General features: G+C 68.7%; 25 protein-coding genes. 14 read left to right on the top strand and 11 right to left on the bottom strand.

The window, feature by feature from the left end:
- Positions 1 to 32: 32 nt before the first annotated feature.
- Genes Q8Q77_RS20185 through lpxB form a run of 11 tightly spaced genes read left to right on the top strand, consistent with a single transcriptional unit; the run spans position 33 to position 11435 of the window.
- A complete protein-coding gene (locus tag Q8Q77_RS20185; RefSeq protein WP_305585835.1) occupies positions 33 to 794 on the top strand; it encodes an isoprenyl transferase in 762 nt (253 codons plus the stop codon).
- Positions 772 to 1608: a phosphatidate cytidylyltransferase gene (locus tag Q8Q77_RS20180; RefSeq protein ID WP_305585834.1), complete on the top strand. Its 837-nt coding sequence runs from the start codon at positions 772 to 774 to the stop codon at positions 1606 to 1608. Before Q8Q77_RS20185 ends, Q8Q77_RS20180 begins: the two co-directional genes overlap by 23 nt.
- Positions 1596 to 2789, top strand: coding sequence for a 1-deoxy-D-xylulose-5-phosphate reductoisomerase (dxr, locus tag Q8Q77_RS20175; RefSeq protein ID WP_305585833.1), 1194 nt, complete (start codon positions 1596 to 1598; stop codon positions 2787 to 2789). The genes Q8Q77_RS20180 and dxr overlap by 13 nt, the downstream gene beginning before the upstream one ends.
- A gap of 13 nt (positions 2790 to 2802) precedes the next feature.
- Positions 2803 to 4020, top strand: coding sequence for an RIP metalloprotease RseP (rseP, locus tag Q8Q77_RS20170; RefSeq protein ID WP_371130489.1), 1218 nt, complete (start codon positions 2803 to 2805; stop codon positions 4018 to 4020).
- Positions 4021 to 4049: 29 nt separating this feature from the next.
- On the top strand, positions 4050 to 6446 hold the full coding sequence (bamA, locus tag Q8Q77_RS20165) for an outer membrane protein assembly factor BamA (protein WP_305585831.1): 2397 nt from the start codon (positions 4050 to 4052) through the stop codon (positions 6444 to 6446).
- A gap of 8 nt (positions 6447 to 6454) precedes the next feature.
- Positions 6455 to 7105 (top strand): OmpH family outer membrane protein, encoded by a 651-nt coding sequence (locus Q8Q77_RS20160; protein WP_305585829.1) that lies wholly within the window; start codon positions 6455 to 6457, stop codon positions 7103 to 7105.
- Positions 7106 to 7147: 42 nt separating this feature from the next.
- Positions 7148 to 8167, top strand: coding sequence for a UDP-3-O-(3-hydroxymyristoyl)glucosamine N-acyltransferase (gene lpxD, locus Q8Q77_RS20155; protein ID WP_305585828.1), 1020 nt, complete (start codon positions 7148 to 7150; stop codon positions 8165 to 8167).
- Positions 8164 to 8634: a 3-hydroxyacyl-ACP dehydratase FabZ gene (fabZ, locus tag Q8Q77_RS20150; RefSeq protein WP_305585826.1), complete on the top strand. Its 471-nt coding sequence runs from the start codon at positions 8164 to 8166 to the stop codon at positions 8632 to 8634. The genes lpxD and fabZ overlap by 4 nt, the downstream gene beginning before the upstream one ends.
- Before the next feature lie 2 nt (positions 8635 to 8636).
- The gene (lpxA, locus tag Q8Q77_RS20145) at positions 8637 to 9428 is read left to right on the top strand and encodes an acyl-ACP--UDP-N-acetylglucosamine O-acyltransferase (RefSeq protein ID WP_305585866.1); all 792 of its coding nucleotides are present in this window, start codon (positions 8637 to 8639) and stop codon (positions 9426 to 9428) included.
- Positions 9429 to 9438: 10 nt separating this feature from the next.
- Positions 9439 to 10281, top strand: coding sequence for an LpxI family protein (locus Q8Q77_RS20140; protein ID WP_305585824.1), 843 nt, complete (start codon positions 9439 to 9441; stop codon positions 10279 to 10281).
- The gene (gene lpxB / locus Q8Q77_RS20135; RefSeq protein WP_305585822.1) at positions 10278 to 11435 is read left to right on the top strand and encodes a lipid-A-disaccharide synthase; all 1158 of its coding nucleotides are present in this window, start codon (positions 10278 to 10280) and stop codon (positions 11433 to 11435) included. The genes Q8Q77_RS20140 and lpxB overlap by 4 nt, the downstream gene beginning before the upstream one ends.
- On the opposite strand, the gene gltA is transcribed toward lpxB, so the two are convergent.
- Both gltA and gltX read right to left on the bottom strand, forming a co-directional pair.
- On the bottom strand, positions 11432 to 12712 hold the full coding sequence (gene gltA, locus Q8Q77_RS20130) for a citrate synthase (RefSeq protein WP_305585821.1): 1281 nt from the start codon (positions 12710 to 12712) through the stop codon (positions 11432 to 11434). The genes lpxB and gltA overlap by 4 nt on opposite strands.
- Before the next feature lie 54 nt (positions 12713 to 12766).
- Positions 12767 to 14170, bottom strand: coding sequence for a glutamate--tRNA ligase (gltX, locus tag Q8Q77_RS20125; protein ID WP_305585819.1), 1404 nt, complete (start codon positions 14168 to 14170; stop codon positions 12767 to 12769).
- A gap of 103 nt (positions 14171 to 14273) precedes the next feature.
- Between gltX and Q8Q77_RS20120 the strand changes: the two genes are divergently transcribed.
- Entirely contained in the window at positions 14274 to 16358 is a 2085-nt protein-coding gene (locus tag Q8Q77_RS20120; RefSeq protein WP_305585818.1) for a ComEC/Rec2 family competence protein, read from the top strand.
- On the opposite strand, the gene lexA is transcribed toward Q8Q77_RS20120, so the two are convergent.
- From lexA to Q8Q77_RS20095, 5 genes are all read right to left on the bottom strand, one after another.
- Positions 16339 to 17028 (bottom strand): transcriptional repressor LexA, encoded by a 690-nt coding sequence (lexA, locus tag Q8Q77_RS20115; protein ID WP_305585816.1) that lies wholly within the window; start codon positions 17026 to 17028, stop codon positions 16339 to 16341. The two genes, Q8Q77_RS20120 and lexA, sit on opposite strands and share 20 nt — an antisense overlap.
- Before the next feature lie 115 nt (positions 17029 to 17143).
- A complete protein-coding gene (locus tag Q8Q77_RS20110; RefSeq protein ID WP_305585814.1) occupies positions 17144 to 18109 on the bottom strand; it encodes a hypothetical protein in 966 nt (321 codons plus the stop codon).
- Complete coding sequence (gene trpC / locus Q8Q77_RS20105; RefSeq protein WP_305585812.1) at positions 18106 to 18894, bottom strand: indole-3-glycerol phosphate synthase TrpC; 789 nt, start codon at positions 18892 to 18894, stop codon at positions 18106 to 18108. Before trpC ends, Q8Q77_RS20110 begins: the two co-directional genes overlap by 4 nt.
- Entirely contained in the window at positions 18891 to 19907 is a 1017-nt protein-coding gene (gene trpD / locus Q8Q77_RS20100) for an anthranilate phosphoribosyltransferase (protein ID WP_305585811.1), read from the bottom strand. The genes trpC and trpD overlap by 4 nt, the downstream gene beginning before the upstream one ends.
- Positions 19908 to 19911: 4 nt before the next feature.
- Complete coding sequence (locus Q8Q77_RS20095) at positions 19912 to 20502, bottom strand: aminodeoxychorismate/anthranilate synthase component II (RefSeq protein ID WP_305585809.1); 591 nt, start codon at positions 20500 to 20502, stop codon at positions 19912 to 19914.
- Positions 20503 to 20582: 80 nt separating this feature from the next.
- Here Q8Q77_RS20095 and Q8Q77_RS20090 point away from each other — a divergent pair, with 80 nt between their 5' ends.
- Entirely contained in the window at positions 20583 to 20783 is a 201-nt protein-coding gene (locus Q8Q77_RS20090; RefSeq protein ID WP_305585806.1) for a hypothetical protein, read from the top strand.
- Here Q8Q77_RS20090 and trpE read toward each other — a convergent pair.
- Both trpE and Q8Q77_RS20080 read right to left on the bottom strand, forming a co-directional pair.
- On the bottom strand, positions 20780 to 22312 hold the full coding sequence (gene trpE / locus Q8Q77_RS20085; protein WP_305585804.1) for an anthranilate synthase component I: 1533 nt from the start codon (positions 22310 to 22312) through the stop codon (positions 20780 to 20782). The genes Q8Q77_RS20090 and trpE overlap by 4 nt on opposite strands.
- Entirely contained in the window at positions 22309 to 24246 is a 1938-nt protein-coding gene (locus tag Q8Q77_RS20080) for a peptidyl-prolyl cis-trans isomerase (protein WP_305585802.1), read from the bottom strand. Before Q8Q77_RS20080 ends, trpE begins: the two co-directional genes overlap by 4 nt.
- Positions 24247 to 24382: 136 nt before the next feature.
- On the opposite strand from Q8Q77_RS20080, the gene tpiA reads away from it, so the two are divergent.
- On the top strand, positions 24383 to 25126 hold the full coding sequence (tpiA, locus tag Q8Q77_RS20075; RefSeq protein WP_305585798.1) for a triose-phosphate isomerase: 744 nt from the start codon (positions 24383 to 24385) through the stop codon (positions 25124 to 25126).
- On the opposite strand, the gene Q8Q77_RS20070 is transcribed toward tpiA, so the two are convergent.
- Entirely contained in the window at positions 25123 to 25539 is a 417-nt protein-coding gene (locus Q8Q77_RS20070; RefSeq protein ID WP_305585797.1) for a VOC family protein, read from the bottom strand. The two genes, tpiA and Q8Q77_RS20070, sit on opposite strands and share 4 nt — an antisense overlap.
- 25 nt (positions 25540 to 25564) lie before the next feature.
- Positions 25565 to 26080, bottom strand: a complete 516-nt coding sequence (locus Q8Q77_RS20065) for a GNAT family N-acetyltransferase (protein WP_305585795.1) — start codon at positions 26078 to 26080, stop codon at positions 25565 to 25567.
- Positions 26081 to 26272: the final 192 nt, after the last annotated feature.

Below are 26272 nucleotides of genomic sequence, written 5' to 3'. Positions count from 1 at the left end.
CGCGGTCTGGTTGAAGGACGAACGGGAACTCCATGGCTATCGCCGAGAATGAGCAGCCGAAGGGCGCGCCAGACGCCCCTCTGCATGTTGCGATCGTCATGGATGGCAACGGGCGCTGGGCCAAGCGCCGCGGCCTGCCGCGCCAGGTAGGCCATCCCAAGGGGGTGGAGGCGATCCGCAAGGTCGTGGAAGCCGCCCCCGACCAGGGCGTGCGCTGGCTGACCCTCTACGCCTTCTCCACGGAGAACTGGCGCCGGCCGGCCGGCGAGGTGGCAGAGGTCATGCGGCTGCTGAAGCTCTATGTGAACTCCGACCTCGAGAAGCTGGTGCGCGAGGGGGTCAAGATCCGCATCCTGGGCCGCCGCGAGGGCCTGCCGCCCGACGTGGCCGAGATCGTCGAGCGCGCCGAGAAACAGACCGCCCATAACGACAAGTTCTTCCTGCAGGTGGCCTTCAACTATGGCGGCCGCGCCGACATCGTCGACGCCGCCCGCGCCCTGGCCGCCGAGGTCGCCGCGGGCCGGATCGCGCCGCAGGACATTACCGACTCCCTGTTCGAAGCCCGGCTCTCCACCGGCGGCCTGCCGTCGCCTGACCTGGTGATCCGTACGAGCGGCGAACAGCGGCTGTCCAACTTCCTGCTTTGGGAGTCGGCCTATTCCGAGTTCGTGTTCCCCGACGTGCTCTGGCCTGACTTCACGCCGCAACACCTCGCCGAGGGGATCGCGGAGTTCCAGAAACGCGAGCGGCGATACGGCGGAGCCGTCGCCGATGATGTCCTTGCCACGGGCTAGGACCTTCGACTGGTCCAATCTGGGCGTACGCGTGGCCTCGGCCGCCGTGCTTGTCCCCGCCGCGCTGGGCGCGGTGTGGTTCGCCGACGACGTGCGGTGGCTGTTCCTCGTCCTGATCGCCGTGGCGGTCGCCCTGCTGTGCATCGAGTGGGGCGCCATGACCGCCCCGAACGCGCCCATCAGGGTATCGGCGGCGTTGACGGTGGCGATCCTGGCCGGGACCTTCCTGGCCTATCAACATCAGATGACCCTGGCCTGGGGCGCCCTGGCGATCGGCGCGGCGGCCTCGGCCCTGGTGGCGCGCGGGGTCTCCGAACGGCCGGCCAACGCCGCCTATGGCGTGATCTACCTGGCTATCCCGATCGTCTGCCTGGTCTGGCTGCGCGGGATGCCGGAAGGCCGCCAGTGGACGCTGCTGCTGTTCGCCGTGGCCTGGGCCGCCGACATCGCCGCCTTCGCGGTCGGCAGCGCGCTCAAGGGCCCCAAGCTCTGGCCGCGCTTCTCGCCCAACAAGACCTGGTCCGGCTTCGTCGGCGGCCTGATCGCCGCGGCCCTGGCCGGGGTCGCCATGGCCGCGTTCAGCGACATCGTGCTCAGCCTGCAGGCCGGGGCCCTGATCGGGTTCATCGCGGGCCTGGCGACCATGGCCGGCGACCTCTGGGAGTCCATGCTCAAGCGCCGGTTCGGCGTGAAAGACTCGGGCGACCTGATCCCGGGCCATGGCGGCCTGCTGGACCGGGTCGATGGCCTGATGTTCGCCGTCGTGGTCCTGGCGGCGGCCCGCCTCATCAATCACTGGGGGTGGGCGAATTGACCTTGCCGCGGCGTGTCAGCGTGTTGGGCTCCACGGGCTCGGTCGGGGTCTCGACCCTGGACCTGTTCGACAAGGCGCGGGCCGAGGTCGAGTTCGAGGCCCTGACCGCTGGGCGCAATGTCGAGCGCCTAGCAGAGCAGGCGCTGCGCTGGCGGCCCAGGCTGGCGGTGATCGAGGATGAAACCCGCCTCGACGAGCTTCGCGACCGCCTCAAGGGCTCCGGAATCGAGGCCGCAGCCGGCGGGAACGCCGTGGCCGAGGCCGCGGGCGCCGACGCCCAATGGGTGATGTCGGCCATCGTGGGCTTCGCGGGCCTGCCGCCGACCCTCTCTGCCGTCAAGGCGGGCGCGGTCGTGGCCCTGGCCAACAAGGAGAGCCTGGTCTGCGCCGGCCCCTCGCTGCTGCGCACCGCCAAGCTGGCCGGCGGGGCGGTGATCCCGGTGGACTCCGAGCATTCGGCGATCTTCCAGGTGCTGGACCCGATGAACGCCCAGCACGTCTCGCGCCTGATCCTGACCGCGTCCGGCGGCCCGTTCCTGTCCTGGTCGATCGGCCAGATGGAGCACGCCACCCCGGAACAGGCGGTGGCCCATCCGCGCTGGGACATGGGCGTGAAGATCTCAGTCGACTCGGCGACCATGATGAACAAGGGCCTCGAGATGATCGAGGCGGCCTACCTGTTCTCCATGCCCGCCGAGCGGGTCGACGTGCTGATCCATCCGCAATCGATCATCCACAGCCTGGTGGAGTACGCCGACGGCTCGACCCTGGCGCAGCTCGGGCCGCCGGACATGCGCACGCCGATCGCCTGCGCCTTCGCCTGGCCCGACCGTCTCCCGTGGCCCGCGCCGAAACTCGACCTGGCCGCTGCGGGCCAACTAACTTTCGAAGAACCCGACCTGCGCCGCTTTCCCGCCTTGAAGATCGCGAAAGAAGCATTGGCGGCCGGTGGGGCCGCGCCCGCGGTGATGAACGCCGCCAACGAGGTCGCCGTGGCCGCCTTCCTTGACCGTCAGATCGGGTTTCTCGATATTGCCGCCACGGTGGCCAAGACCCTGGACCGGGTGGACGGGAAGGGACTGATGACGGGCCTCTCGGGAGACGCGCTGGAACAGGCCCGGCACATCGATGCGACCGCCCGCCGCGTGGCGGCCGAGGTCGTGGCCGGTCTAGGCCGCTGAGGAGCACCCCGCCGTGATCGATTTCGTCCTCACCTCCCTGACCTTCATCGTTCCGTTCCTGCTGGTCCTCGGCCTGGTGGTGACGATCCACGAACTGGGCCACTTCCTGGCGGCCAAGGCGTTCGGCGTGGCCATCGACCAGTTCTCCATCGGTTTCGGCCGGGCCCTGGCGGTCTGGAAGGACAAGTCCGGCGTCGAGTGGCGCCTGGGCTGGATCCCGCTGGGCGGCTATGTGCGCTTCTCCGGCGACGAGAACGCCGCCAGCCTGCCCGATCACGAGAGCCTGGAGAGCCTCCGGGCGGACGTGGTGCGCCGCGAGGGCTCAGAGGCGCTTCAGCGCTATTTCCATTTCAAGCCGGTCTGGCAGCGCGCCATCGTCACCGCCGCCGGCCCCCTGGCGAATTTCGTCCTGGCGATTACCCTGTTCGCCGCCCTGCTGATGGCGTTCGGCTCCGAGGCCCTGCCGGCCAAGGTGGGTCGCGTCGTGCCTGACAGCCCGGCCGCGCGCGCGGGCCTGCTGGCCGACGACCTGATCGTCTCGGCGGCCGGCCAGCGGATCGAGACCTTCAACCAACTCAGCACCATCATCCAGGTTCGCGCCAATGTGCCCATGGAGCTCGTCGTCGAGCGCCGCGGCCGCGAGGTCACGTTGAAGGCGACGCCTGAGTGGCAGCTTCGCTCCGACCCGATCGCCGGCGAGCGCCGGATGGGCGTGCTGGGCTTCGAGCCGGCCCAGAAGCCGAGCGACGTCATCCACATCCGCTACACGCCGATCGAGGCCCTGGGCGGCGGGGTGGAGCGCACATGGAGCACGCTCGGCACGACGGTCTACTATCTGGGCCGCATGGTCACCGGGCAGGTCTCGGCCGACCAGCTCAGCGGCCCGCTGGGAATCGCGCGAATCTCCGGCAAGGTCGCCCAGGCCGGCGCCGAGGGCGCCTCCACCCCCGGTGCGATGCTGCTGGGCAGCGCGGTCAATCTCCTGCAACTCGCGGCCTTCGTCTCGGTGAGCATCGGCTTCATGAACCTGTTGCCGGTCCCCGTCCTGGACGGGGGTCACCTGCTGTTCTACGCCTACGAGGCCATAGCCCGCCGGCCCCTGGCCGCCAAGGTTCAGGCCGCGGGCTACCGGGTGGGCCTTGCGCTGCTGTTGGGATTGATGTTGTTCGCCACCTGGAACGATCTGCAACAGCTGCGTGTGTTCAAAATCCTCGGCGGCGTCTTCTCCTGACCCGCCCTTTTCCGCTAACGGCTTAAACGATGCAAAGAACCCGCGCCCACGGCGCCGCGCTCGCCTCCGGACTTGCCCTCTTGATGGGCTCGACCGCGCTTGTCGTCCCGACGCTCGCCGTGGCCCAGGCCCAGGGCCAGCAGTCCGGCGTGGTCCAACGGATCATCGTCCGCGGCAATGAGCGGATCGAGCAGTCGACCGTGCTGTCCTACCTTCCGATCCAGCCGGGCGAGATCCTGGATCCGGCCAAGGCCGACCTGGCGCTGAAGACCCTCTTCCGCACCGACCTGTTCGCCGATGTCCGCATCGAGCTGCAGGGCGCCGACATGATCGTCACGGTCGTCGAGAACCCGATCATCAACAAGGTGGTGTTCGAGGGTAATTCGGGCCTGAAGGAAGAGAAGCTGCGCGACGAGGTCACCGTGCGCCCGCGCGGCATCTTCACCCGCGCCAAGGTCCAGCAGGATGTCCAGCGCATCGTCGAACTCTATCGCCGGTCCGGCCGCATCTCGGCGACGGTCACGCCCAAGATCGTCGAACTGCCGCAAAAGCGCGTCGACCTGATCTTCGAGATCGACGAGGGCCCCAAGAGCGGCGTGCTGCGCGTCAACTTCCTGGGCAACAGCGAGTTCTCCGACAACGACCTGCGCGACGTGGTCGTGACCGAGCAGACCAGCTGGTACAAATTCTTCTCATCGAACGCCAACTACGACCCCGACCGGCTTGAGTACGACAAGGAGCAGCTGCGCAAGCACTACCGCAATCGCGGATTCTACGACTTCCGCGTGATCTCGGCGATCGCCGAGCTGGCGCCGGACAAGAACGGGTTCGTGATCACCTACACCCTCGAGGAGGGCGTGGAGTACAAGTTCGGCAAGATCACCGTCGAGACCGAGCTGCAGAAGCTCGACAAGGACGTGTTGCAGCAGCTCGTACCGATCTCGCCCGGCGAGGCCTATCAGGACGAGAAGATCGAGCAGGCGACCGACGCCCTGACCTTCGCGGCCGGCGCGGCCGGCTTCGCCGCGGTGGACGTGCGTCCGCGCTATGCGCCCAACAAGGTCAACAACACCGTCGACGTAGTCTTCAACGTCCGCGAGGGCCCGCGGGTCTATGTCGAGCGCATCGACGTCACCGGCAACACCCGCACCCTGGACTATGTCATCCGCCGCGAGCTGAACCTGGTCGAGGGCGACGCCTACAACCGCGCCCTGGTTGACCGGTCGAAGAACAACATCCGCGCGCTCGGCTTCTTCAAGGAAGTCGATATCGAGGAAGTCCCTGGCTCGGCGCCGGACCGCACCGGACTGCAGGTCAAGGTCGAGGAGCAGCCCACGGGCGAGCTTTCGTTCAGCGCCGGCTACTCGTCGGTCGACCAGCTCGTGCTGGACCTGGGCATCACCGAACGCAACTTCCGCGGCCGCGGCCAGAGCGTGCGGGCCCGTGTCTCCGTGGGCTCGCTGCGCCAGCAGGTCGACTTCGGCTTCACCGAGCCACGCTTCCTGGGCCGGGACCTCGGGGCGGGCGTCGACCTCTACTACTATCGCAACGACTATTCGGAATTCTCCGCCTACGACACGGCCACGCTCGGCGGCAATATCCGCTTCGCCTTCCCGTTGACGGTCTCGTCACGGATGTCGACACGCTACACGCTGCGCAGCGACGACGTGCAGATCGACAACTCGCTCTGCAGCGCCGGCCTTGTCTCGCTGTCGCTCTGCGCCCAGCGCGGTAAGTTCATCACTTCGCTAGTCGGCTACACCTACCTCTATGATCGCCGGAACGATCCGATCAATCCGACCCGGGGCTTCCGCTTCGACGTGTCCCAGGACCTGGCCGGGGTCGGCGGCGACGTGAACTACCTGCGCACCGAAGCGACCGCCGGCTGGTATCACGGGTTCAACAAGACCTTCGTCCTCAGCGTCACCGGCTCGGGCGGTTACATCACCGGCTGGAGCGACGACACGATCCGGATCAACGACCGCTTCTACAAGGGCGGCAACAACTTCCGCGGCTTCGAGACCGCCGGCATCGGCCCGCGCGACACCAATCTGAACCGGACGGACGCCCTGGGCGGCCGCGCCTACGCCATCGGTTCGGTGGAGCTGACCGTGCCGACGTTCCTGCCGGAGCAGTACGGCATCAAGGCCGCTGTGTTCACCGACTTCGGGACGCTGGGCCTGCTGGACGAGGCCGACAAGAACTATCAGGTCGGCGCCATCAACCCGGTCACCAACCTGCCGTATCCCCCCGGAACTCGCGATCCTTTGATCGTCGATGACCTGTCCTTGCGGGCCACGGCGGGCCTTTCGATCCATTGGCGTTCGCCGATGGGTCCGATTCGTTTCGACTTCAGCCAAGTTTTGGCCAAAGAGAACTACGACAAGACCGAAACCTTCCGGTTTTCCACCTCAACTAGGTTCTAATTCCACTCATGACGATCAAAGCCCTCGTCGCGGCGACCTGTGTCGCCGCCATCGCCGCGTCCGCCTCCAGCGCCGCGTTCGCCCAGGCCGCCGCGCCGGCGCCCGCGGCCGCGGCCGCCGCGCCGACGGTTTCCCATGGCCCGGCCCTGCCGGGACATTGCATCGTTGCGCTGGAAGGCGTCATCGGCGCCTCGACCGTCGGCAAGTATGTCCAGACCCGTCTCCAGCAGATCGCCACCCAGGTGCAGGCCGAGCTGAAGGCCGAGGACACGGCCCTGCAGACCGAGGCCAAGACCCTCGAGGGCCAGCGAGCCACCCTGGACCAGAACACCTTCGAGACCCGCGCCGCGGCTCTGCAGGTCAAGGGCAACGCCTTCCAGCGCAAGGCCCAGCTTCGTGAACGCGAGCTCCAGGCCACCCAGCAGAAGGCGCTTGGCCGCGTCGGCCAGGAGCTCGATCCGATCATCCGTCAGGTCTATCAGCAACGCCAATGCAGCCTGCTGCTGACCCGCGACGCCGTGGTCATCGCCAATCCGGCCATGGACATCTCGGGCCCGGTGGTCACCGCGCTCAACGCCAAGATAACCCAGTTCAACTTCGACCGCGAGCGCCTGGACCAGGCTTCGCCCGCCGCGCAAACTCCCGCCGTCCGCCGGTAGGCCGCGACTCGCGTTAGACCCGGGTCGAGCCGAAGGATTTCGATGCCCGACCCGCGATTCTTTGAAGACCTTGGACCCGTCACCCTGGCCGAACTGGCCGCGGTGGCGGGCGCCAAGCTCGCCGACGAAGGCCATGCCCAGCGCGCGATCGCCGCCGTGGCGATCCTGGCCCAGGCCCAGGCCGACACCGTCACCTTCCTGACCGATCGCAAGTACGGCGAAGCCCTGGCGCAAACCCGCGCCAGCGCGGTCTTCATCTCGGCCGCCAACGCCGATCTCGTTCCGGCGGGCTGCGCGATCCTGGTGACGCCGACGCCGCACGCCGCCTACGCCATGGCCGCCGAACGACTGCATCGTCCCCGCATCCACGGCGATGGGGAGGCCGTGTCGCGCGATGCGGTCCTGGAGGAGGGGGTGCTCCTGTCTCCCGGCGTGGTCATCGGGCCCGGGGCCCGGATCGGCCGCGGAACCCAGATCGGGGCGAACGCCGTGATCGGCCCCGGCGTCGCCATCGGCCGCGACTGCCTGATCGGCGCCAACGCCAGCGTCGGCTTCGCCCTGCTGGGCGACCGGGTGCGCATCCTGGCGGGCGCGAGGATCGGCGAACCGGGTTTCGGGGCGACGGGGTCGGTCACCGGGGTGATCGACGTGCCGCAGTTGGGCCGGGCCATTCTGCAAGATGGCGTCACCATCGGCGCCAATAGCTGCGTCGATCGAGGCGCCTTCGACGACACCGTGGTCGGCGAGAACACCAAGATCGACAACCAGGTCCACATCGCCCACAACGTGCGCGTGGGACGAAACTGCGTCATGGCCGCCTATACCGGCATCTCCGGCAGCGTCACGATCGGCGACGGTGTCGCCTTTGGCGGACGCGCCGGCGTGGCCGACCACGTCAACATCGGCGACCGGGCCCAGATCGCCGCGGCCGCGGGCGTGTTCCGCGACGTGCCGGCCGGCGAGACCTGGGGCGGCGTTCCCGCCAAGCCGTTCCGCAAATGGATGCGCGAAGTCGCCTGGATCGCAAAGTCGTCCGGCGGCCGCAAAGGATCTGACACATGAGCGAGGCCACCGTCGTCGAGGCGCAGACCTCCATCGACATCACCGAGATCCTGGCGCGGATCCCGCATCGCTATCCGTTTCTGCTGGTGGACCGGGCCGAGGAGTACCGGCCGAGCGAATCCATCGTCGGCATCAAGTGCGTCACCATCAACGAGCCCTATTTCCAGGGTCATTTTCCCGACTACGCGGTCATGCCGGGCGTCCTGATCGTCGAGGCCATGGCCCAGACCGGGGCGGTGCTGATGTCGAAGTCGCTGAATGTCGATCGTGCGGGAAAGACCATCTTCTTCACCTCGCTGGACAATTGCCGGTTCCGCGCGCCGGTGCGGCCCGGCGACGTGCTGCGCATGAACGTGCGCGTCGTGCGCGCCCGCGGCGGACTGTTCAAGTTCGAGGGCAAGGCGCTGGTGGGGGACAAGACCGCCGCCGAGTGCGAGTTCGCCGCCATGCTGGTGGAGACCCCGTGAGCATCGACGTCCATCCCACCGCCATCGTCGATCCCAAGGCCGAGCTGGCCGACGGGGTGAGCATCGGGCCGTTCTGCACCGTCGGGCCCAACGTGAAGCTGGGCGCGCGGGTCAGGCTGGTCTCCCACGTGGTGATCGATGGCCACACCCAGATCGGCGTCGACAACGTAGTCTATCCGTTCGCGGTGCTGGGCGGACCGCCGCAGCACACGGCCTATCAGGGCGAACCGACTCGCCTGGTGATCGGCGACCGCAACCTGATCCGCGAACATTCGACGATGAACACCGGGACGGTGGGCGGCGGCGGCCTGACCCAAATCGGATCCGACGGCCTCTACATGATCGAGTGCCACATCGGCCACGACTGCATGGTCGGCGACAATGTGATCCTGACCAAACAGGCGACCCTGGGCGGTCACTGCGAGGTCGGCGACTTCGTGATCCTGGGCGGCCTGGCCGCGGTGCACCAGCGCATCCGCATCGGCCGCCACGCGATGATCGGCGGCCTGGCGGCGGTCGTGAAGGACGTCATCCCCTACGGCTCGGTCTGGGGCAACCACGCCCACCTCGAGGGCCTGAACCTGGTGGGCCTGAAGCGCCGCGGCTTCAGCCGCGAGACCATCAACACCATGCGCGCGGCCTACCGCATGATGTTCGCCGACGAAGGCACCTTCCAGGAGCGCCTCGACGACACGGAGGAGACCTATTCGGACTCGCCGGAGGTGATGGAGATCATCGACTTCATCCGCGCCGACGCAAGTCGCCCCCTGTGCTTGCCCGAACGCGAGGTCTAGGCTGGCCTCCATGCAGAAGCTTGGACTGATCGCTGGCGGCGGGACCCTTCCGGTCGAGATCGCCGAACACTGCCAGCAGGCGGGCCGGCCCTTTTTCATTGTGCGCCTGAAGGGTTTCGCGGGCGCGGAGATCGCCCGCTTTCCCGGCGCCGACATCGGCGTGGCCGAGCTCGGCAAGTGCTTCAAGGCGCTGAAGCGAGCGGGATGCCGCGCCGTGACCTTGGTCGGTAACGTCGACCGCCCCGATTTCCGCAATCTGGCGCCCGACATGCGCGGCCTGCTGGCTTTGCCGGCGGTGATCGCGGCGGCCCGGAAGGGCGACGACGCCCTTCTGCGCGCCCTGATGGGCGAGTTCGAGAAGGAAGGCTTCGCTGTCGAGGGCGCTCACGAGGTGATGGGCGACCTGACCCTTCCTGCCGGACCCCTGGGCGCGGTCACACCCACCGAAGAGCAGATGATAGACGTGCAACAGGCCCTGCACGTGGCCCGCGAGATCGGCCGCCTGGACGTGGGGCAGGGGGCCGTCGTCTGCGACGGCCTGGTGCTGGCCGTCGAGGCGCAGGAGGGCACCGACGCCATGCTGGGCCGGGTGGCGCATCTGTCGCCGGCCGTACGCGGCGCGCCGGACGCCCCGCGCGGGGTGCTCGCCAAGGCGCCCAAGCCCATCCAGGAAACCCGCATCGACCTGCCTACCATCGGCCTCAACACCATCCGGCGCGCCGCTGAGGCGGGCCTGGCGGGCATCGCCGGTGAAACCGGACGCCTCCTGGTCCTCGACCGCGAGGCGGTGATCGAACTGGCCGATGAGCTCGGCCTCTTCGTGATCGGCGTGGAGCCGCCGGACACGCCGTGACCCAGCCGCTGTGCGTCATGCTGGTGGCCGGAGAGGCCTCCGGGGACGACCGCGGGGCGGGCCTGGCCCAGGCCTTGCGGCGCAGGCTGGGCGGCCAGGCGCGTTTCGTCGGCGTCGGCGGCGCAAAGATGGCGGCGGAAGGGGTCCAGAGCCCCTTTGACATGGCCGAAATATCGATCCTGGGCCTGCTGGAGGGCCTTCTGGCCTATCGTCGGGTGGTCGCCCGGGTCAAGGACACCATCGCCCTGGCCGAGCGCGAAAAGCCCGACGTGGCCATCCTGATCGACTCCTGGGGCTTCACCCTGCGCGTCGCCCAGGGGCTGAAGGCCCGGTGGCCGGACCTGCCGATCGTGAAGTATGTGGGACCGCAGGTCTGGGCGACCCGGCCGGGCCGCGCCAAGACCCTGGCCGCCACCGTCGACCACCTGCTCTCGATCCACAGGTTTGACGCGCCGTACTTCGAGGCCGAGGGCCTGCCGGTGACCTTCGTCGGCAACTCGGCGCTCAATGTGGATTTCAGCGGCGCCGACGGCGCGCGCTTGCGCGATGACCTGGGGATCGCGCCCGATGCGCCCGTCCTCTTGGTGCTGCCGGGCAGCCGCCCCAGCGAGATCGCCCGTGTCCTGCCGGCCTTCGCCGACGCGGTGGCGCGCTTGAAGGCGCAGCGGCCCGACCTCGCCGTGGTGATCCCGGCCGCGCCCACCGTCGCCGAGGCGGTGAAGGCCCAGGCCGGCGGCTGGGCGCTGATCGTCGAGGGCGAAGACGCCAAGCTGGACGCCATGAAGGCCGCCACGGTCGCCTTGGCGTGTTCGGGCACCGTGACGATGGAACTGGCCCTGGCCGGCGTGCCGATGGTGGTGGGCTACCGCCTGGGCGCCTTCACCTATGCCGTGCTGAAGCGGATGTTCAAGCCGCCCTACATCACGCTGTTCAACATCGCCGCCGAGGACTTCGTGGCGCCGGAATTCATGCAGGACGCCTGCAATGGCGAGGCCCTGGCCCAGGCCGTGGCCGAGCGGCTGGACGTGCCCGGCATGCGCTACCTGCAGATCGAGGCCCAGTACGCGGCGCTCGACAAAATGGGTCGCGGCGGCCCCGATCCCTCGGAGGCCGCCGCGGAGGCCGTTCTAAAGCTCTTGGCGCAACGCGCTTAGCGCTTGTCGACCGCCGTGTAGTCGCGGGCGGGAGCGCCGGTGTAGATCTGCCGCGGGCGGCCGATCTTCTGCGACGGATCCTCGATCATTTCCTTCCACTGCGAGATCCAGCCCACGGTGCGGGCCAGGGCGAACAGCACGGTGAACATCTCGGGCGGGAAGCCCAGGGCGCGCAGGGTGATGCCCGAGTAGAAGTCGACGTTCGGATAGAGTTTGCGTTCGACGAAGTACGGATCGCTCAGGGCGACCTTTTCGAGCTCCATGGCGACCTTCAGCAGCGGGTCGTCGGTGTTGCCCACCTCGGCCAAGACCTCGTGGCAGGTCTTCTGCATCACGGTCGCGCGCGGATCGTAGTTCTTGTAGACCCGGTGGCCGAAGCCCATCAGCCGATAGCGGCGATCCTTCACGCCCTGGACATACTCGGGAATGCGATCGACGGTGCCGATCTCCTTGAGCATGTTCAGCGCCTCTTCGTTGGCGCCGCCATGGCTGGGGCCCCAGAGGCAGGCGATGCCGGCCGCGATGCAGGCGAACGGGTTGGCCCCCGACGAACCGGCCAGGCGGACGGTCGAGGTTGACGCATTCTGCTCGTGATCGGCGTGCAGGATGAAGATGCGGTCCATGGCGCGGGTCAGGACCGGGTTGGGCTTCCAGTCCTCGGCAGGCACTGAGAAGCACATGCGCAAGAAGTTCTCCGAGTAGGAGAGGTCGTTGCGCGGGTGCACGAAGGGCTGGCCACGGAAGTACTTGAAGGCGCGCGCGGCGATCGTCGGCATCTTGGCGATCAGCCGGTGCGACGAGATCATCCGCTGCTCGGGATCATCCACATTGGTGCTGTCGTGATAGAAGGCCGACAGGGCGCCGACGGCGCCGACCATGATCGCCATCGGGTGGGCGTCCCGACGGAAGCCCATGAAAAACCTATCGAACTGCTCATGCAGCATCGTGTGATAGGTGATGTTGTGGTTGAACTTCTCGAACTCCTTGGCGTTCGGCAGTTCGCCGTTCAGCAGGAGATAGCAGACCTCCAGAAAGCTCGATTGCTCGGCCAGCTGGTCGATCGGATAGCCGCGGTGGAGGAGGACCCCCGCATCGCCGTCGATGAAGGTGATCTTGCTCTCGCACGACGCCGTGGAGGTGAAGCCCGGGTCGTAGGTGAAGACGTCGGCTTCGGCGTAGAGCTTTCGGATATCCACGACCGCCGGGCCATCGGTGCCCCTCAGGATCGGCAGCTCGACGGTCTTCCCGTCAAAGCTCACTTTCGCCGTATCGCCCATGCCATCCCCTTCCGCATGAAAATAAAACGCCTGTTCGGCGTGCCTTATAACGCCTTACGCCGCTGGTGAAAGCGCATCGTCGAGGCGGCTTAAACTTTCTTCTTTTCCGAGGCTTACCAAGGCTCCCGCGAGGTCAGGCGCCGGGGCTCCGCCCGACAGCATACCGCGCAGCGCCGGGCCGATCTTGCCCAGGCCGACGCCCTCGCCCTCGGCGAAGCCGCGCAGGGCGGCCTCGAGGTCCGCAACCGCCCAGGGATCCTGCGTGGCGAGGTGATCGCGCAGGCGCGACATCCGCGCTCGGGTCTCGTCGGTCAGCAGCCCGATGATCTTCTCCGGCAGCTCCAGCGGCCGGCGCCTAAGCGCGAACACGGTGGCGTCGGCCAGTTCCAGGGTCGTCTTGGCGCCGTCGCGGACCAGCGGAATCGTGCGGACCAGGGTGGCCCGGTCGCCGTCCGCCAGGTGCAGGTCGCGGCTCTTGTGGACAACGGTCGCCAGATCGGCCAGCCGGTCGATGTCGGCCAGACGCAGGTAGTGGTTGTTGATGTGGTTGAGCTTGTCCCAGTCCAGCCGGGCCGGGGCGCCGACCACGTCCTCGAGCTCGAACCAGGAGATGGCCTGCTCGTCGGAGAAGAGCTCGTCATTGCCGTGCCCCCAGCCGAGGCGGGCCAAATAGTTGCGCATGGCCTCGGGCAGGTAGCCCATGTCGGCGAATTCGCTGACCGCCTGGGCGCCGTGACGCTTGGAAAGCTTGGCGCCGTCGGGGCCGTGGATCATCGGCAGGTGGGCCCAGGTGGGCACGTCCCAGCCAAGGGCCTCATAGATCAGGGTCTGGCGCGCGGCATTATTCAGATGATCGTCGCCGCGGATCACGTGGGTGATCCCCATCTCGTGGTCGTCGACCACGACGGCCAGGTTGTAGGTGGGCGTCCCGTCCGTGCGCAGCAGGATCAGGTCGTCGAGGTCCTTGTTCTTGAAGGAGACGTCGCCCTTCACCCGGTCGTGGACGATGGTCTCACCGTCCTGCGGACCCTTGAAGCGGATCACATAGGGGCGGTCGTTGAAATTGGCCTCTGCGTCGCGCCAGGGCGACCGGATGGCCCGGCCTTCGGCGCGGGCGATCTCGCGCTCGGCGGCGGTCTCCTCGACGCTCATGTAGCAGCGGTAGGCGCGGCCCCCGGCCAGCAGGTCCTGGGCGGCCAGGACGTGGCGGTCGGCGCGGGCGAACTGGAAGACCGGCTCGGCGTCGACGTCGAGGCCCAGCCACTTCATGCCCTCGAAGATCACCTGGACGGCGGCCTCGGTGGAACGCTCGCGATCGGTGTCTTCGACGCGCAACAGGAACTTGCCGCCCGTATGACGTGCATAAAGCCAGTTGAAAAGCGCCGTCCGGGCCGTGCCTATATGCATCGCGCCAGTGGGCGAGGGGGCGATACGGGTGACGACGGGACGGTCGGGCATCGATACTCAGGTCTTGGGTCAGGACGTTGCGCCGCGAGAGCGCGCGCCGCGTCTTAGCACGAGGTTTCGCGCCGGTCCTAGCTTTCGCCGCATCGCAACATGGGTGGCCGATCAGGCGCGCGCCCAGACCGATCGCTGGACCCTTTGGACGCCCGTCGCCTTCGGAACTGGGGCCGCGTTCTATCTCGCCCTGCCGGCTGAACCCCTGACCCTGGTGGCGCTTTTGGCGCTGGCGGCCGCCGCTCTTCTGATCGCTGCGGTCCAGTGGAGCCCACGCCGCACCCTGACGGTCCTGCTGGTCCTGACGGCCTTCGGCCTTGGCGGTTTCGCCGCCGGCAAGCTGCGCGCCCAGGCCGTCCGCGCGCCGATCACACCCGCCGCGACCGGTGTCATAACCCTCGAGGGATTCGTGGTCGATGTGGTCAGCCCCGGGCAGGGAGGGCCCCGCGTCGTGATCGCCCCGATCCGGGTCAGCGGCCTGGAGCCCCAGGCGACGCCGATCCGGGCCCGCGTGACCCTGCAGGACGACGACCCGTTGCCTGCGCCCGGGACCGCCATCCGCCTGAGGGGCATGCTGAACGCGCCGCCGCCGCCGGCCAGTCCCGGCTCCTACGACTTCGCCCGCGACGCTTTCTTCGACGGGATCGGCGGGGTGGGCTTCGCCCTGACCCCCGTCCGCGAGATCGAGGCCGCGCCGCCGCCCTGGCTTCTGGACTGGGAAATGCGGGTCAACGCCGCGCGTTGGTCGCTGGCCCGGCAGATCGTCGCCGAGATGGGCGTGGAAAGCGGCGGCCTGGCGGCGGCCATGGTCACCGGCCACGAGGCCTTCATCCCCCGCGAACAGGTCGAGGCCCTGCGGGCGTCCGGCCTGGCCCACATCGTCTCCATCTCGGGCCTGCACATGGCCATCGTCGGCGGCTTCACCTTCGCCCTGATGCGATTGCTGATCGCCGCCTGGCCGTGGGCGGCGCTGCGCATCTCCTCGAAGAAGGTCGCGGCCCTGGCGGGTTTCGCCGCGGTGCTGGCCTATCTGGTGCTGTCGGGCGCGCCGAGCCCGGCCCAACGCGCGGCCATCACGGCGGCGGCGGCTTTCGGCGCGATCCTGGTCGACCGCCAGGCGATCAGCCTGCGCACCTTGGCCATCGCGGCCCTCGGCATCCTTATCCTGCACCCGGAAGCGGTCTCGGAGCCCGGCTTCCAGATGTCGTTCGCCGCGACCGCGGCGCTGGTGGCCCTGGCGGAGGCCTGGCCCCGCGCCGTCAAGGAGATCAACACCCCCTGGCCGATTCGCGCGGTCCAGGCGGTCGGCGTCTGGACCGCCGCCAGCCTGGGCGCGAGTTTCGTGGCGGGACTGGCCACCGGACCCTTCGCCATGCAGCACTTCAACCGGGTGGCCACCTTCGGCCTGGCGGCCAACCTGCTAGTCGCGCCGATCTCCTCGTTCCTGATGATGCCGGCCCTGGCCGTGGGCGCCGTCCTGACCCCGTTGGGGCTCGGCGCCGCCCCGCTCTCGGCGGCCGATCTCGCTATCGACGCCATGAACCGCATCGCCGCGACCGCGGCCGCGCTCCCGGGCGCGCAGCTCACCATCGCCAGCGCGCCGGACTGGACCTTGGCGGCGGCGTTCCTGGGTATCCTCTGGCTGTGCCTCTGGAAGGGGCCGCTGCGCTGGGTCGGGCTGCCGTTCGCCCTGGCCGTGGCCCTCTATCCCCGCCCGCCTGCGCCGGATCTGTGGATATCCGCCGACGGATCGACGGCGGCGGTGCGGTCAGGCGGCGACGCCATTCTGTTCCGTCCCGACGCCAAGCTGTTCGCCGCCGAACTGTGGGCCCGGCGGCGTGGCCTGGAGATTGCGGAGGACGGCCTGGCGATCCGCGACCGCAGCTATGACTGCGATCGCTGGTCCTGCGCACCCCGTCAGGGCGCTAGGACGCCCCGAGTGGCGGCGATCATGACCCGGCGGCCCTCGACCATAGACCGCAAGCTGCCGGTATTTTGCGACTGGGCCGAGGTGGTGGTGGTCCGGGGCGAGGCGCAGGCCTGCCCCAACGCGCTGACCCTTACCCAGGCGGATTTCGCGCGCGGTGGGTCGGCCGAACTCTATCGGGAACCCAGCGGGTGGCGGATCGTCTGGGCGCAGGACCTGCGGGGCCAGCGCCCCTGGACGCTTAGTGGTAGCGGCGGATGAGGCCGACCAGCCGGCCCTGGACCTGAATCTGGTCGGGACCGAAGATCCGCGTCTCGTAGGCGGGGTTCGAGGCCTCCAGCGCGATGGAGGCGCCCTTGCGACGCAGGCGCTTGAGCGTGGCTTCCTCGCCCATGATCAGGGCCACGACGATATCGCCGGAATTGGCGGCGTCGGTCTTGCGGATCACCACATAGTCGCCGTCGAGGATGCCGGCGTTGATCATCGAGTCGCCCTGCACCTCGAGCACGAAGTGCTCGCCGGCGCCCAGCATGGTCTCGGGGACGGGGAGGCGGTCGCGTTCCTGCTGGATCGCCTCGATTGGCGTCCCGGCGGCGATCTTGCCCAGGACGGGCAGGTCGCGGGTGTCGTTGGCCACCATGGGGGCGGCCTGGCCGGCCTCCACCAGTTGCGGCTTGAAGGGGGAGCGGCCCTTGGGCGGGGCCGTGGTCGTCGCCTGCTGCGGCAGCTTCACCACCTCCAGGGCGCGGGCCCGGTGTGGCAGGCGGCGCAGGAAGCCACGCTCCTCGAGCGCGGTGATCAGCCGATGGATGCCGGACTTGGACGCCAGGTCCAGCGCCTCCTTCATCTCATCGAAGGACGGCGAGACGCCGCTTTCCTTGATCCGCTCATGGATGAACATGAGAAGTTCGTGCTGTTTACGGGTTAGCATGGCAGTCGAGCCCTTGGAGAACAAAGCGCAAACGTTGGTAATGTTCTCTAGGTGTTCCCGGTTAATGTCAAGTTACCGGCTTGATCCTTGAAATTTCAGGCCTTTCGCGGACCGGTCAGGCCGGTTTCGGCGGCAGGCGACTCAGCGGCTGCGTTGTCGGATAGACGGCCAGGAATCGCTCGGCCACGAAGTGCAGCACGACGTCGGGCCGTTCTCGCTCGATGAAGTCGGCGACCACGTCGCCCTCGTGCCAGACATAGACCGACCGCGAGAAATGCTCGGCCAGGAAGTCGATGCTGAGTGTGGCGGTCGAGTCGCGGAACACCACGGCGGTCGGCAGGCTCTTGTCGTCCTGCTCCTTGATGATGAGCTCGCGGCCATCGAAGATCTCCGCGTAGTCCGGCGGAATCTCGACGGTCCGGGCCTTGACCTCCTCGTCGCGGATTGAAAGTGCGATCGTCAGTTCCAGCATGGTTCCGCGCGCCCGGCCGAGAGCGGCCTCGGCCTCGAACTCGGCCTTCTGGTCCTCGTCGATCTGGACATAGATGTCGCCCTCCATCCCCGCGATCCAGGAGCGCATCTCGCCGTAGGTCTTGGGCGGATGGGTCGCGATCCCGGCCAGGCGCACAGCCTCGATGGCGATGCGGTAGAGGTGGTAGGCACCCAGCCAGTTCACGTGGGTGTCGCCCCGGAAATAGAGCAGGCCGAGGCGTTTCAGGCGTTCGAAGGCATCGGCGACATAGGTGACTGCGCGGGGAGCCATGGCGGTCAGGGCGAGCGCCGGACGGTGTCGCGAGAGCTTCAGTCGGTCCAGGCCCATCGGCAGCCATTCGCGATAGGCGACGCTCTTCTCGGGACTGATGAGCATCAGATAGGGCGCGGGGCCGATCAGCCGTTGGCGCTCGACGAGGGTAGCGGCGACCCGGTCGCGCTCGGCGCGCGACCAGCGCTTCAAGCCGAACTGCCAGCTCAGGAAGTCGTGGGTGTCGTTGACCAGGAACACCCAGCCGCCGGGCGCGATCAGCGCCTTGCCCGCCTGCCGGGCCTTGGCGGCCGCGACCCGGCGGCGCGCGCCGATCAAGCGAGCAGGGCCCGGGTGGCGGCGGCCACATCGGCCTGGCGCATCAGGCTCTCGCCCACCAGCATGGCCTTGGCGCCGCACCGCTCCAGGCGCTCGGCGTCGGCGGGGGTGAAGACGCCGCTCTCGGTGACCAGCAGGGCGTCCTTGGGCGCGGCGGCGGCCAGGCGCTCGGTGATCGCCAGGTCCACCGTGAAGGTGCGCAGGTCGCGGTTGTTGACGCCCACCAGGGTCGCGCCGAGCCCGCCGGCGCGCGCCATCTCGGCTTCGTCGTGGACCTCGACCAGGGCGTCCATGCCTAGGCGGGCGGCTTCCGACATCAGGTCGGCGGCCACCGCGTCGTCGACCATGGCCAGGATCACCAGGATCGCGTCGGCGCCGAAACCGCGCGACTCGGCCACCTGCCAGGGATCCACCAGGAACTCCTTGCGCAGGGAGGGCAGGGCGACGGCGTCGCGCGCCGCGGTCAGGAAGCTATCGGCTCCCTGGAAGCTGGGTGCGTCCGTCAGCACCGACAGGCAGGCTGCGCCGCCCGCTTCATAGGCGCGCGCCAGGGCGGGGGGATCGAAGTCCTCGCGGATCAGCCCCTTGGACGGCGAGGCCTTCTTGATCTCGGCGATCAAGGCCAGGCGGCCCGGGGCGTGGAGGCGCTCCAGGGCGGCGCGGAAGCCGCGGGGCGGGGAGGCGGCCCTGGCGGCGGCGTCCAGATCGGCCGGGGACCGGAGGCCTTTGCGTTCGGCGACCTCGTCGCGCTTGTAGGCGGCGATCTTGTCGAGGATGTCGCTCATGGGATGTTGGTGACGGCCACCAGCTTGGCGAGCGTCGCCTTGGCCCGGCCGTCGTCGATCACCGCGGCGGCGAGGTTCACGCCGTCGCGCAGGGTCTCGACCTGGTCACCGACCAGGAAGGCCGCGGCGGCGTTCAGCAGCACGATGTCGCGATAGGGGGTCTTCGCCCCGTCCAGCAGTTCGCCCAGCGCCACGGCGTTCTCGGCCGGCGAGCCGCCGGTGAGGTCGGCCAGGGCCGAACGGGGCAGGCCCACGGCCTCGGGCGTGATGGTGAACAGCCGCACCTGGCCGTCACGATATTCCGCCACGCTGGTCTCGCCTGTGGTGGTCATCTCGTCCATGCCGCCGCCGTGGACGACCCAGGCGCGGGTGGAGCCCAGCGCGCCCAGCACCCGGGCCAGGGGCTCGACCCAGCGGTCGGCGAACACACCCATGACCTGACGCTGGGCCCCGGCCGGATTGGTCAGCGGGCCCAGCAGATTGAAGATGGTCCGGTAGCCCAGCTCCGCGCGGATCGGCGAGACGTGCCGCATGGCGCCGTGATGGGTCGGGGCGAACATGAAGCAGATGCCGGCCTCGTCCAGGGCCTGGCGCTGGCGGATCGAGGAGGCCGAGATATTGACGCCCATTTCGGCCAGGACGTCGGCCGCCCCGGACTTCGACGACAGGGCGCGGTTGCCGTGCTTGGCGACCTTGATCCCGCCGCCGGCGACCACGAAGCCCACGGCGGTGGAGATGTTCAGCGTATGCAGGCCGTCGCCGCCGGTGCCGCAGACGTCCATCGTCTCATAGGGCAGTTCCAGATGCACCGCGGCCTTGCGCATGGCGCGCGCGCAGGCGGTGATCTCGCCGATCGTCTCGCCGCGCATCCGCATGGCGGTGACGGCGGCGGCGACCTGGGCCGGGGTCGGCTCGCCGCGCAGGCAGGCGGCGAAGAACTCGCCAGCGTCGTCCTCGGTGAGGGTTCCGCCATCGGCCAGGCGGCCCAGCAACGGCTTGAAAGCGTCCGACATCGGGCTAGGCGACTTCCAGCGGCGTCACGCCGGCGAGCTGCAGGAAGTTGGCCAGCATCAGGTGGCCGCCCTCGGTGGCGATGGATTCGGGATGGAACTGCACGCCGTGGACCGGCCGCGTGCGGTGGGCGAAGCCCATGATCTCGCCGTCTTCGGTCCAGGCGGACACTTCCAGTTCGGCGGGCAGGGTGTCGCGCTCGACCGACAGGCTGTGATAGCGCGTGGCCGTGAAGGGGTCGGGCAGGCCCTTGAAGATGCCCTTGCCGTTGTGGCTGATGGCGCTGGTCTTGCCGTGCATCACCTGTTTGGCGCGCACCACGTCGCCACCATAGGCCTGGCCAATAGCCTGGTGGCCCAGGCAGACACCCAGGATCGGCAGGTCCTCCGGCGCCGCGCCCAGCAGGGGCAGGCAGATGCCGGCCTCGTTGGGGGTGCAGGGACCGGGCGACAGCAGCACGCCCTGCGGACGCAGGCCGAGCGCCTCCTGAACGGTCAGGGCGTCGTTGCGATAGACAAGCGTCTCCGCGCCCAGCTCGTTCAGATAGTGAACCAGGTTGTAGGTGAAGCTGTCGTAGTTATCGATCACCAGGATCATGATTGGTTCTCTAAGCCGGGCTTGGCGCTGCGCCAAGAGCCCGCATTGCGGTTGCGTGCGGTTGGCGGGATGTTGTGACCATGCCGCCGCCCGATTCCGCCCTCGACGCCGTGATGATCGCCAGAGCCCGCCGGCTGCTGCACGGGCCGGAAGTGCGCGAGCGTGTCTGGCCCGCCCTCTGCGCCGCGGCCTTCGCCGCCTCGGCCGCCCTGGCCCTGGCCACGGCGATGATCGTCGCGCCGCCGGTCACCACGACGCACGTGGTGCAACAGGCCCGCTAGACGAACCGCCAGGCCTCTTCGGCCGCGCTGCGCAGGGCGCGCGCCTTGTGCATGGTCTCGTCGTATTCGGCGTCGGCGTCGGAGTCGGCGACCACCCCGCCGCCGGCCTGGACGTACATGGTCCCGTCCTTGAAGCAGGCGGTGCGCAGGACGATGCAGGTGTCCACCGAACCGTCGGCCCCGAAATATCCGACCGCTCCGGCATAGGCGATGCCGCGCTTTTCCTGCTCCAGCTCGTCGATGATCTCCATGGCCCGCACCTTGGGCGCGCCCGAAAGCGTGCCGGCGGGGAGGGCGGCCATCAGCACGTCGACGGGATCCAGCCCCTCCGGCGCGTCGCCCTCGACGTTGGAGACCAGGTGCATGACGTGGCTGTAGCGTTCGACGAAGAACGAGCCCGTGACGCGGACTCGGGGACCGCGGGACGGTTGTGGCGGCTCGTTGGCGCCGGCGCTCGTCAGCATCGCCACCCGGCCGACGTCGTTGCGGCCGAGATCCAGCAGCATCAGGTGCTCGGCGCGCTCCTTGGGATCGGCGATCAGCTCGGCCTCGAGCCGCCGATCCTCCTCGGGCGTGGCGCCGCGAGGCCGCGTGCCGGCGAGCGGGCGGATGGTGATCTTGCCGTCGCGCAGGCGCACCAGGATCTCAGGGGACGAGCCCGCGAGCTGGAAATCCCCGAAGTTCAGATAGAACAGGAACGGCGAGGGGTTGGTCCGCCGCAGGGACCTGTAGAGCGCGAACGGGTCCAGGCTGAATGGCGCCCGGAACCGGTGGCTGGGCACGACCTGGAAGATGTCGCCGGCCAGGATGTAGTCCTTCGCCCGCGCCACGATGGCGTGATAGTCCTGCCGGCTCACCGGGGTCGTGAAGCGGTCGGGTTCCGCCACGCCGTCGCCGGCCAGAGGCGGGGCTGAGCCGCGCAGGTCGGCCATCACCTCGCCCAGGCGGGCCTTGGCGTCATCATAGGCGGCCTTGGCGGGCATTTCCGACGGCCGCACCGTGGTGACCAGGACGATCTCCTGGGCGATGGCGTCGAAGATCGCCACCATCGAGGGCCGCGTCATCAGGCCGTCGGGCAGGTCCAGTGGGTCGGGATTGACGTTGGGCAGGCGCTCGACTAGCCGGATCATGTCGTAGCCGATGGCCCCGAACACGCCCGCCGACATCGGCGGCAGGCCCTCCGGCAGGTCCAGCCGCGAACGGGCCACGAGGTCGCGCAGCGAATCCAGCGCGCCGCCGGCCTGGGACTGGAAGCGGCCCGCCTCGATGTCGGGTCCGACCGCGATCTCGGCCTGGTCGCCGCGGCATCTCCAGACGAGGTCGGGCTTCATGGCGATCACCGAATAGCGGCCCCGGTGCGCGCCGCCCTCGACGCTCTCGAACAGGAAGGCGTAGGGGCGCCCGTGAGCGATCTTCAGATAGGCTGAGACCGGCGTCTCCAGATCGTCGATCAGGCGGGTCCAGACCACCTGCGGCGCGCCTTGAGCATATTTCGCCTCAAAGGCCGCAAACGCAGGTTCGATCGTCATTTCGCCAGCTCCGTCTTGCCGGCGGCGCCGGCTTTCTCTTGCTCGGTCAGCGGCGGCAGGCCCAGGGCCGCACGCGCCTTGTCCGGATAGATCTTCACCTTCACTTCGTCGCGGGCGGCGCGGCGCGCCGACTCGCCGATCTCGCGGAAGATCCCCATGCTCATCTGCGGACGGGTGTCCTCGGTGATCCTCGCCAGGGTCGGGCCGGACGGCGCGCGAACGGCCTCCAGCTTGGCGACCACCACGCCGTAGCGCGGATCGTCGGCCACGAAGACCTCGCCGGGCTTGCCGCCGAAGGCCTTGCCCAGGGCGTCGCGCGACAGGGCCTGCGACTGGCTGGCGTTCTGGCGATCCAGGCCGACCACGCGGGTGACCTTGGTTCCGGCCGCCGTGGCGACCGCCTCCAGGCTCTCGCCCTTGCGCACCCGGGCGGCGAAGCCGTCGGCGCGGGCCTGCAGGCGCTTGACCAGCTCGCGCATCATCCAGACGCGGGTCAGTTGCGGCTTCACCTCGGCCAGGGGCGGCATCGACTGGGGAATGACCCGTTCGACGCGGACGGCGAAGTACTCGCCGTTGCCGAGTTCTTGGATGTCGCTCTCCCCGCCAGCCGGCAGGGCGAAGGCCGCTTCCAGGATCTTGGGGCTGAGGCCCTGCATCTGCTGGCCCTGTGCGCTCACGCCCTGGGCGGTCACAGGACCGATGGTCATGGAGGGCACGCCGGCCTTCTTGGCGGCGTCGGGCAGGCTGTCACCCTTGGTGTGGGCGTCCTCATAGGCCTGGCTCAGCGCATAGACCTTCTCGGAGGCGGCGTCCTTGCGCAGCTCGGCCTCGATTTGCGGCCGAACCTCGTCCAGCGAGATCGTCTTGCCGGGGGTCACCTTGGTCACCTTGATCACCGCATAGCCCAGCGCGCCCTGGATCGGGCCGGAGATCTCGCCGGCCTTGAGCGTGAAGGCGGCCTGGCCGACACGCGGATCGGCCACGGCCGAGCGGGGCCTGTCAACATAGACGATGGCCTCGACGCCCATGGACTTGGCGATGGTGCTGGGATCCTCGCCCTTGGCCAGGCGTGCGGCAACGGACTGAGCGACAGCGGCGTCCTTGGCCGGGACCTGGACCAGCGAACGGGTCTCCGGCTGGGCCATGGTGTCCTTGCGGAACTCGTAGCGCTTCTGGACCTCGGCCTCGTCGAGAGCGACGGCGCCTTGGACCATGGCCGGGCTGAAGGCCACCACGGTCAGGACGCGCAGCTCCGGACGGGTGAGCTGCTTCTCGTTCTGCTTCATGAAGGCTGTGAGTTCGGCATCGGTGGGCGGCTTGGGCGGCTCGACGCTGCGCGGATCGATTGGGAAGTAGCCGACGTCGCGGGCTTCCATGCTGAACACCGCGCCCAGCGCGGTGTAGGCGCGCGGCACACGCAGCCCATTCACCATGGCCGAGATCGTGTGGGACTGGGCGATCTCGTCGGTCATGATCAGGTAGAACTTGTCGGGGGTGAGGCTCGCCTCGCCCAGCCGCTGCTGGAACAGGTCCTTGTCGAACGCGCCCGAGATCGGGTTGAAGAAGGCCTGGATCTTGCCGATCTCCTTCTCGATCAGGGCCTGGGACGGCCGGATCCCGGCCTTGCGCATCATCTCGCCGAACGCCTCGCGGGACGCCAGTTCCTGCAGGACGCGGGTGTCGACCCGGTTCTCGATCGCCATCTCAAGCGTGACGGGCTGACCCATCTGCTGCTCGGCGTTCTTGCGGAACTGGTCGAACTCCCGCTTGAAGTCGACCGCCGTGACGCCGCGCTTGCCCGCCGTGATCACGTCGTTCGAGAAATTACCCTTGAAGGCGTCGTTCACGCCGAAGATCAGGAAACTGACGACCAGGAGGCCGATCAGCACGGCGGCGACCCAGGACCTCGAGAATTTGCGTGTGGCGGCGAGCATCTGATCTTACCTGAGCCTGTTCGGCGTGAAGCGTGGAACCCGGGGGTATAGTGGAGGCGGCTTCCCCCCGGCAAGCGCGTGACAGAAAGACCGGCTTGCCTTAACGCGCCAGCGACGATCCGCAAACGAGGCCTTGATGACCGCTCCCACCCCCCTGATCGCCGGCAATTGGAAGATGAACGGGGTCGCGGCCTCGCTGGCCGAGGCGGTCGCCACCGCCGCCGGACTTGGCGAAACGACCGCCCGGGTCGCCATCTGCCCGCCTGCCACGCTGACCGCGCGGGCGGCCTGGGCGCTTCGGGAGACCAAGCTGCTCATTGGGGGGCAGGACTGCCGGGCCGAAGCTTCGGGGGCCTTCACCGGCGACATTTCCGCCGCGATGCTGGCCGACGCTGGGGCCAGCCTGGTGATCCTGGGCCACTCCGAACGCCGCGCCGGTTACGGCGAGACCGACGCCCTGGTGGCCGCCAAGACGGCGGCGGCCCTGGCCGCGGGCCTGGAGCCGATCGTCTGCGTCGGTGAGACCCTGGAAGAGCGCAAGGCCGGCAAGGCCCTGGAGATCGTCACCGGGCAGGTGAGGGGATCGCTCCCCGCCGAACTGGCGGGCAGGGCCTTTTCGGTCGCCTATGAGCCCGTCTGGGCCATCGGAACCGGCCTGACGCCGTCCATCGCCGAGATCGAGGAGGTCCATGTGGCCATCCGCGCCACCCTGGTCGAGGTCTTCGGCGACCACGGCAAGACCCCGCCCATCCTCTATGGCGGGTCGGTGAAGCCCTCCAACGCCGCCGAGATCCTGCACGCGGCGGAGGTCGGAGGCGCCCTGGTCGGCGGCGCCTCGCTGAAGGCCGAGGACTTCCTGGGCATCATCCGGGCGCTCTAGGCGCTCGGCCCCTTCAACTCCACCGTATTGCCCTCGGGATCCAGCAGGTAGAGCGACAGGCCGTCGCCGTCGGCGCCGTAGCGGTCGCCCTCGTCGACGATCTTCACCCCATGCGCCGCGAGGTGGGCGCGGATGGCCGCCTCGTCGAAGGGGCGCACCCTCAGGCAGAAGTGATCGAGGTTGCGGCCCTCGACACCCGGCGCGGCGCCGCCCATCGAGCCCAGGCGGCCGTCGATGGTCACCATGTCTATGAGGTCGTCGCCGGCGCGCAGATGGGTGAGGCCCAACTCCGGTCGGTCCCGGTCGACGGCGCAGCCCAGGACCTCGGTGTAGAAGGCCAGCATCCGCGGCTTGTCGACGATGCGCAGGACGATGTGGTCGAAGCCGGCGAGGGTGATCGGGTTTTCGCTCATGGGTCTCAGATCGGGGCGCGGGGCTCTAAAGCAAGAGGCCAAACAGCCGGCAGTCACGGCGGTCGCCGTCACGCAGCACGTGGCCGCGCAGCAGGCCCTCCTCCTTGAAGCCCAATTTCTGGAGCAGGGTGTCGGAGCGCAGGTTGCCCAAGTGGGTCCGCGCGCTCAGCCGCCGGAAGCCTGACGAGGCGGCGAAGGCGATCACCGCGCGCATCGCCTCCAGCGCATAGCCCTGGCCCCAGGCTCCGCGCCCCAGCATGAAGCCGATCTCGGCGCGCTTGTGGCGGCGGTCGATGTCGGAGAGGTCGCAGGCGCCCAGGAACTCCGCCTCTTCCAGGGTCCAGATGGTCCAGTGAAGAGCGCGCTCGGCCTCCACGTCGGCGACCTGGCCCTCGACCACCTCGCGCACCACGTCGGGGTCGTCGATCTCGGGCACGTCCCAGTGGGCCATGACCTCCGGATCGCTGAGGATCGGGAACAGCAGTTCGGCGTCGGAGGCCTCCAGGGGTCTCAGGCTGAGGCGTTCGGTTTCGAGAATCATAGGCTTGCCTGCGAACTGCGACGCCCTAGCTATGGCCTTGCGATCCTCTCGGTGGTAGAGCGCGCGCTTCATTTCGGCGCGGGCGACCGCCCGAACGCATCGGACCACGTCATGCTGCTCGGCATTCTGCTCACCATCCACATCATCGTCTGCATCTCGCTCATCGGCGTGGTGCTGCTGCAGCGCTCCGAA

Source organism: Phenylobacterium sp. (assembly GCF_030698145.1).
Taxonomy (GTDB): domain Bacteria; phylum Pseudomonadota; class Alphaproteobacteria; order Caulobacterales; family Caulobacteraceae; genus Phenylobacterium.
Note: the sequence above shows the minus strand (reverse complement) of the source record. Positions and strands in the feature narration are given on the sequence as shown.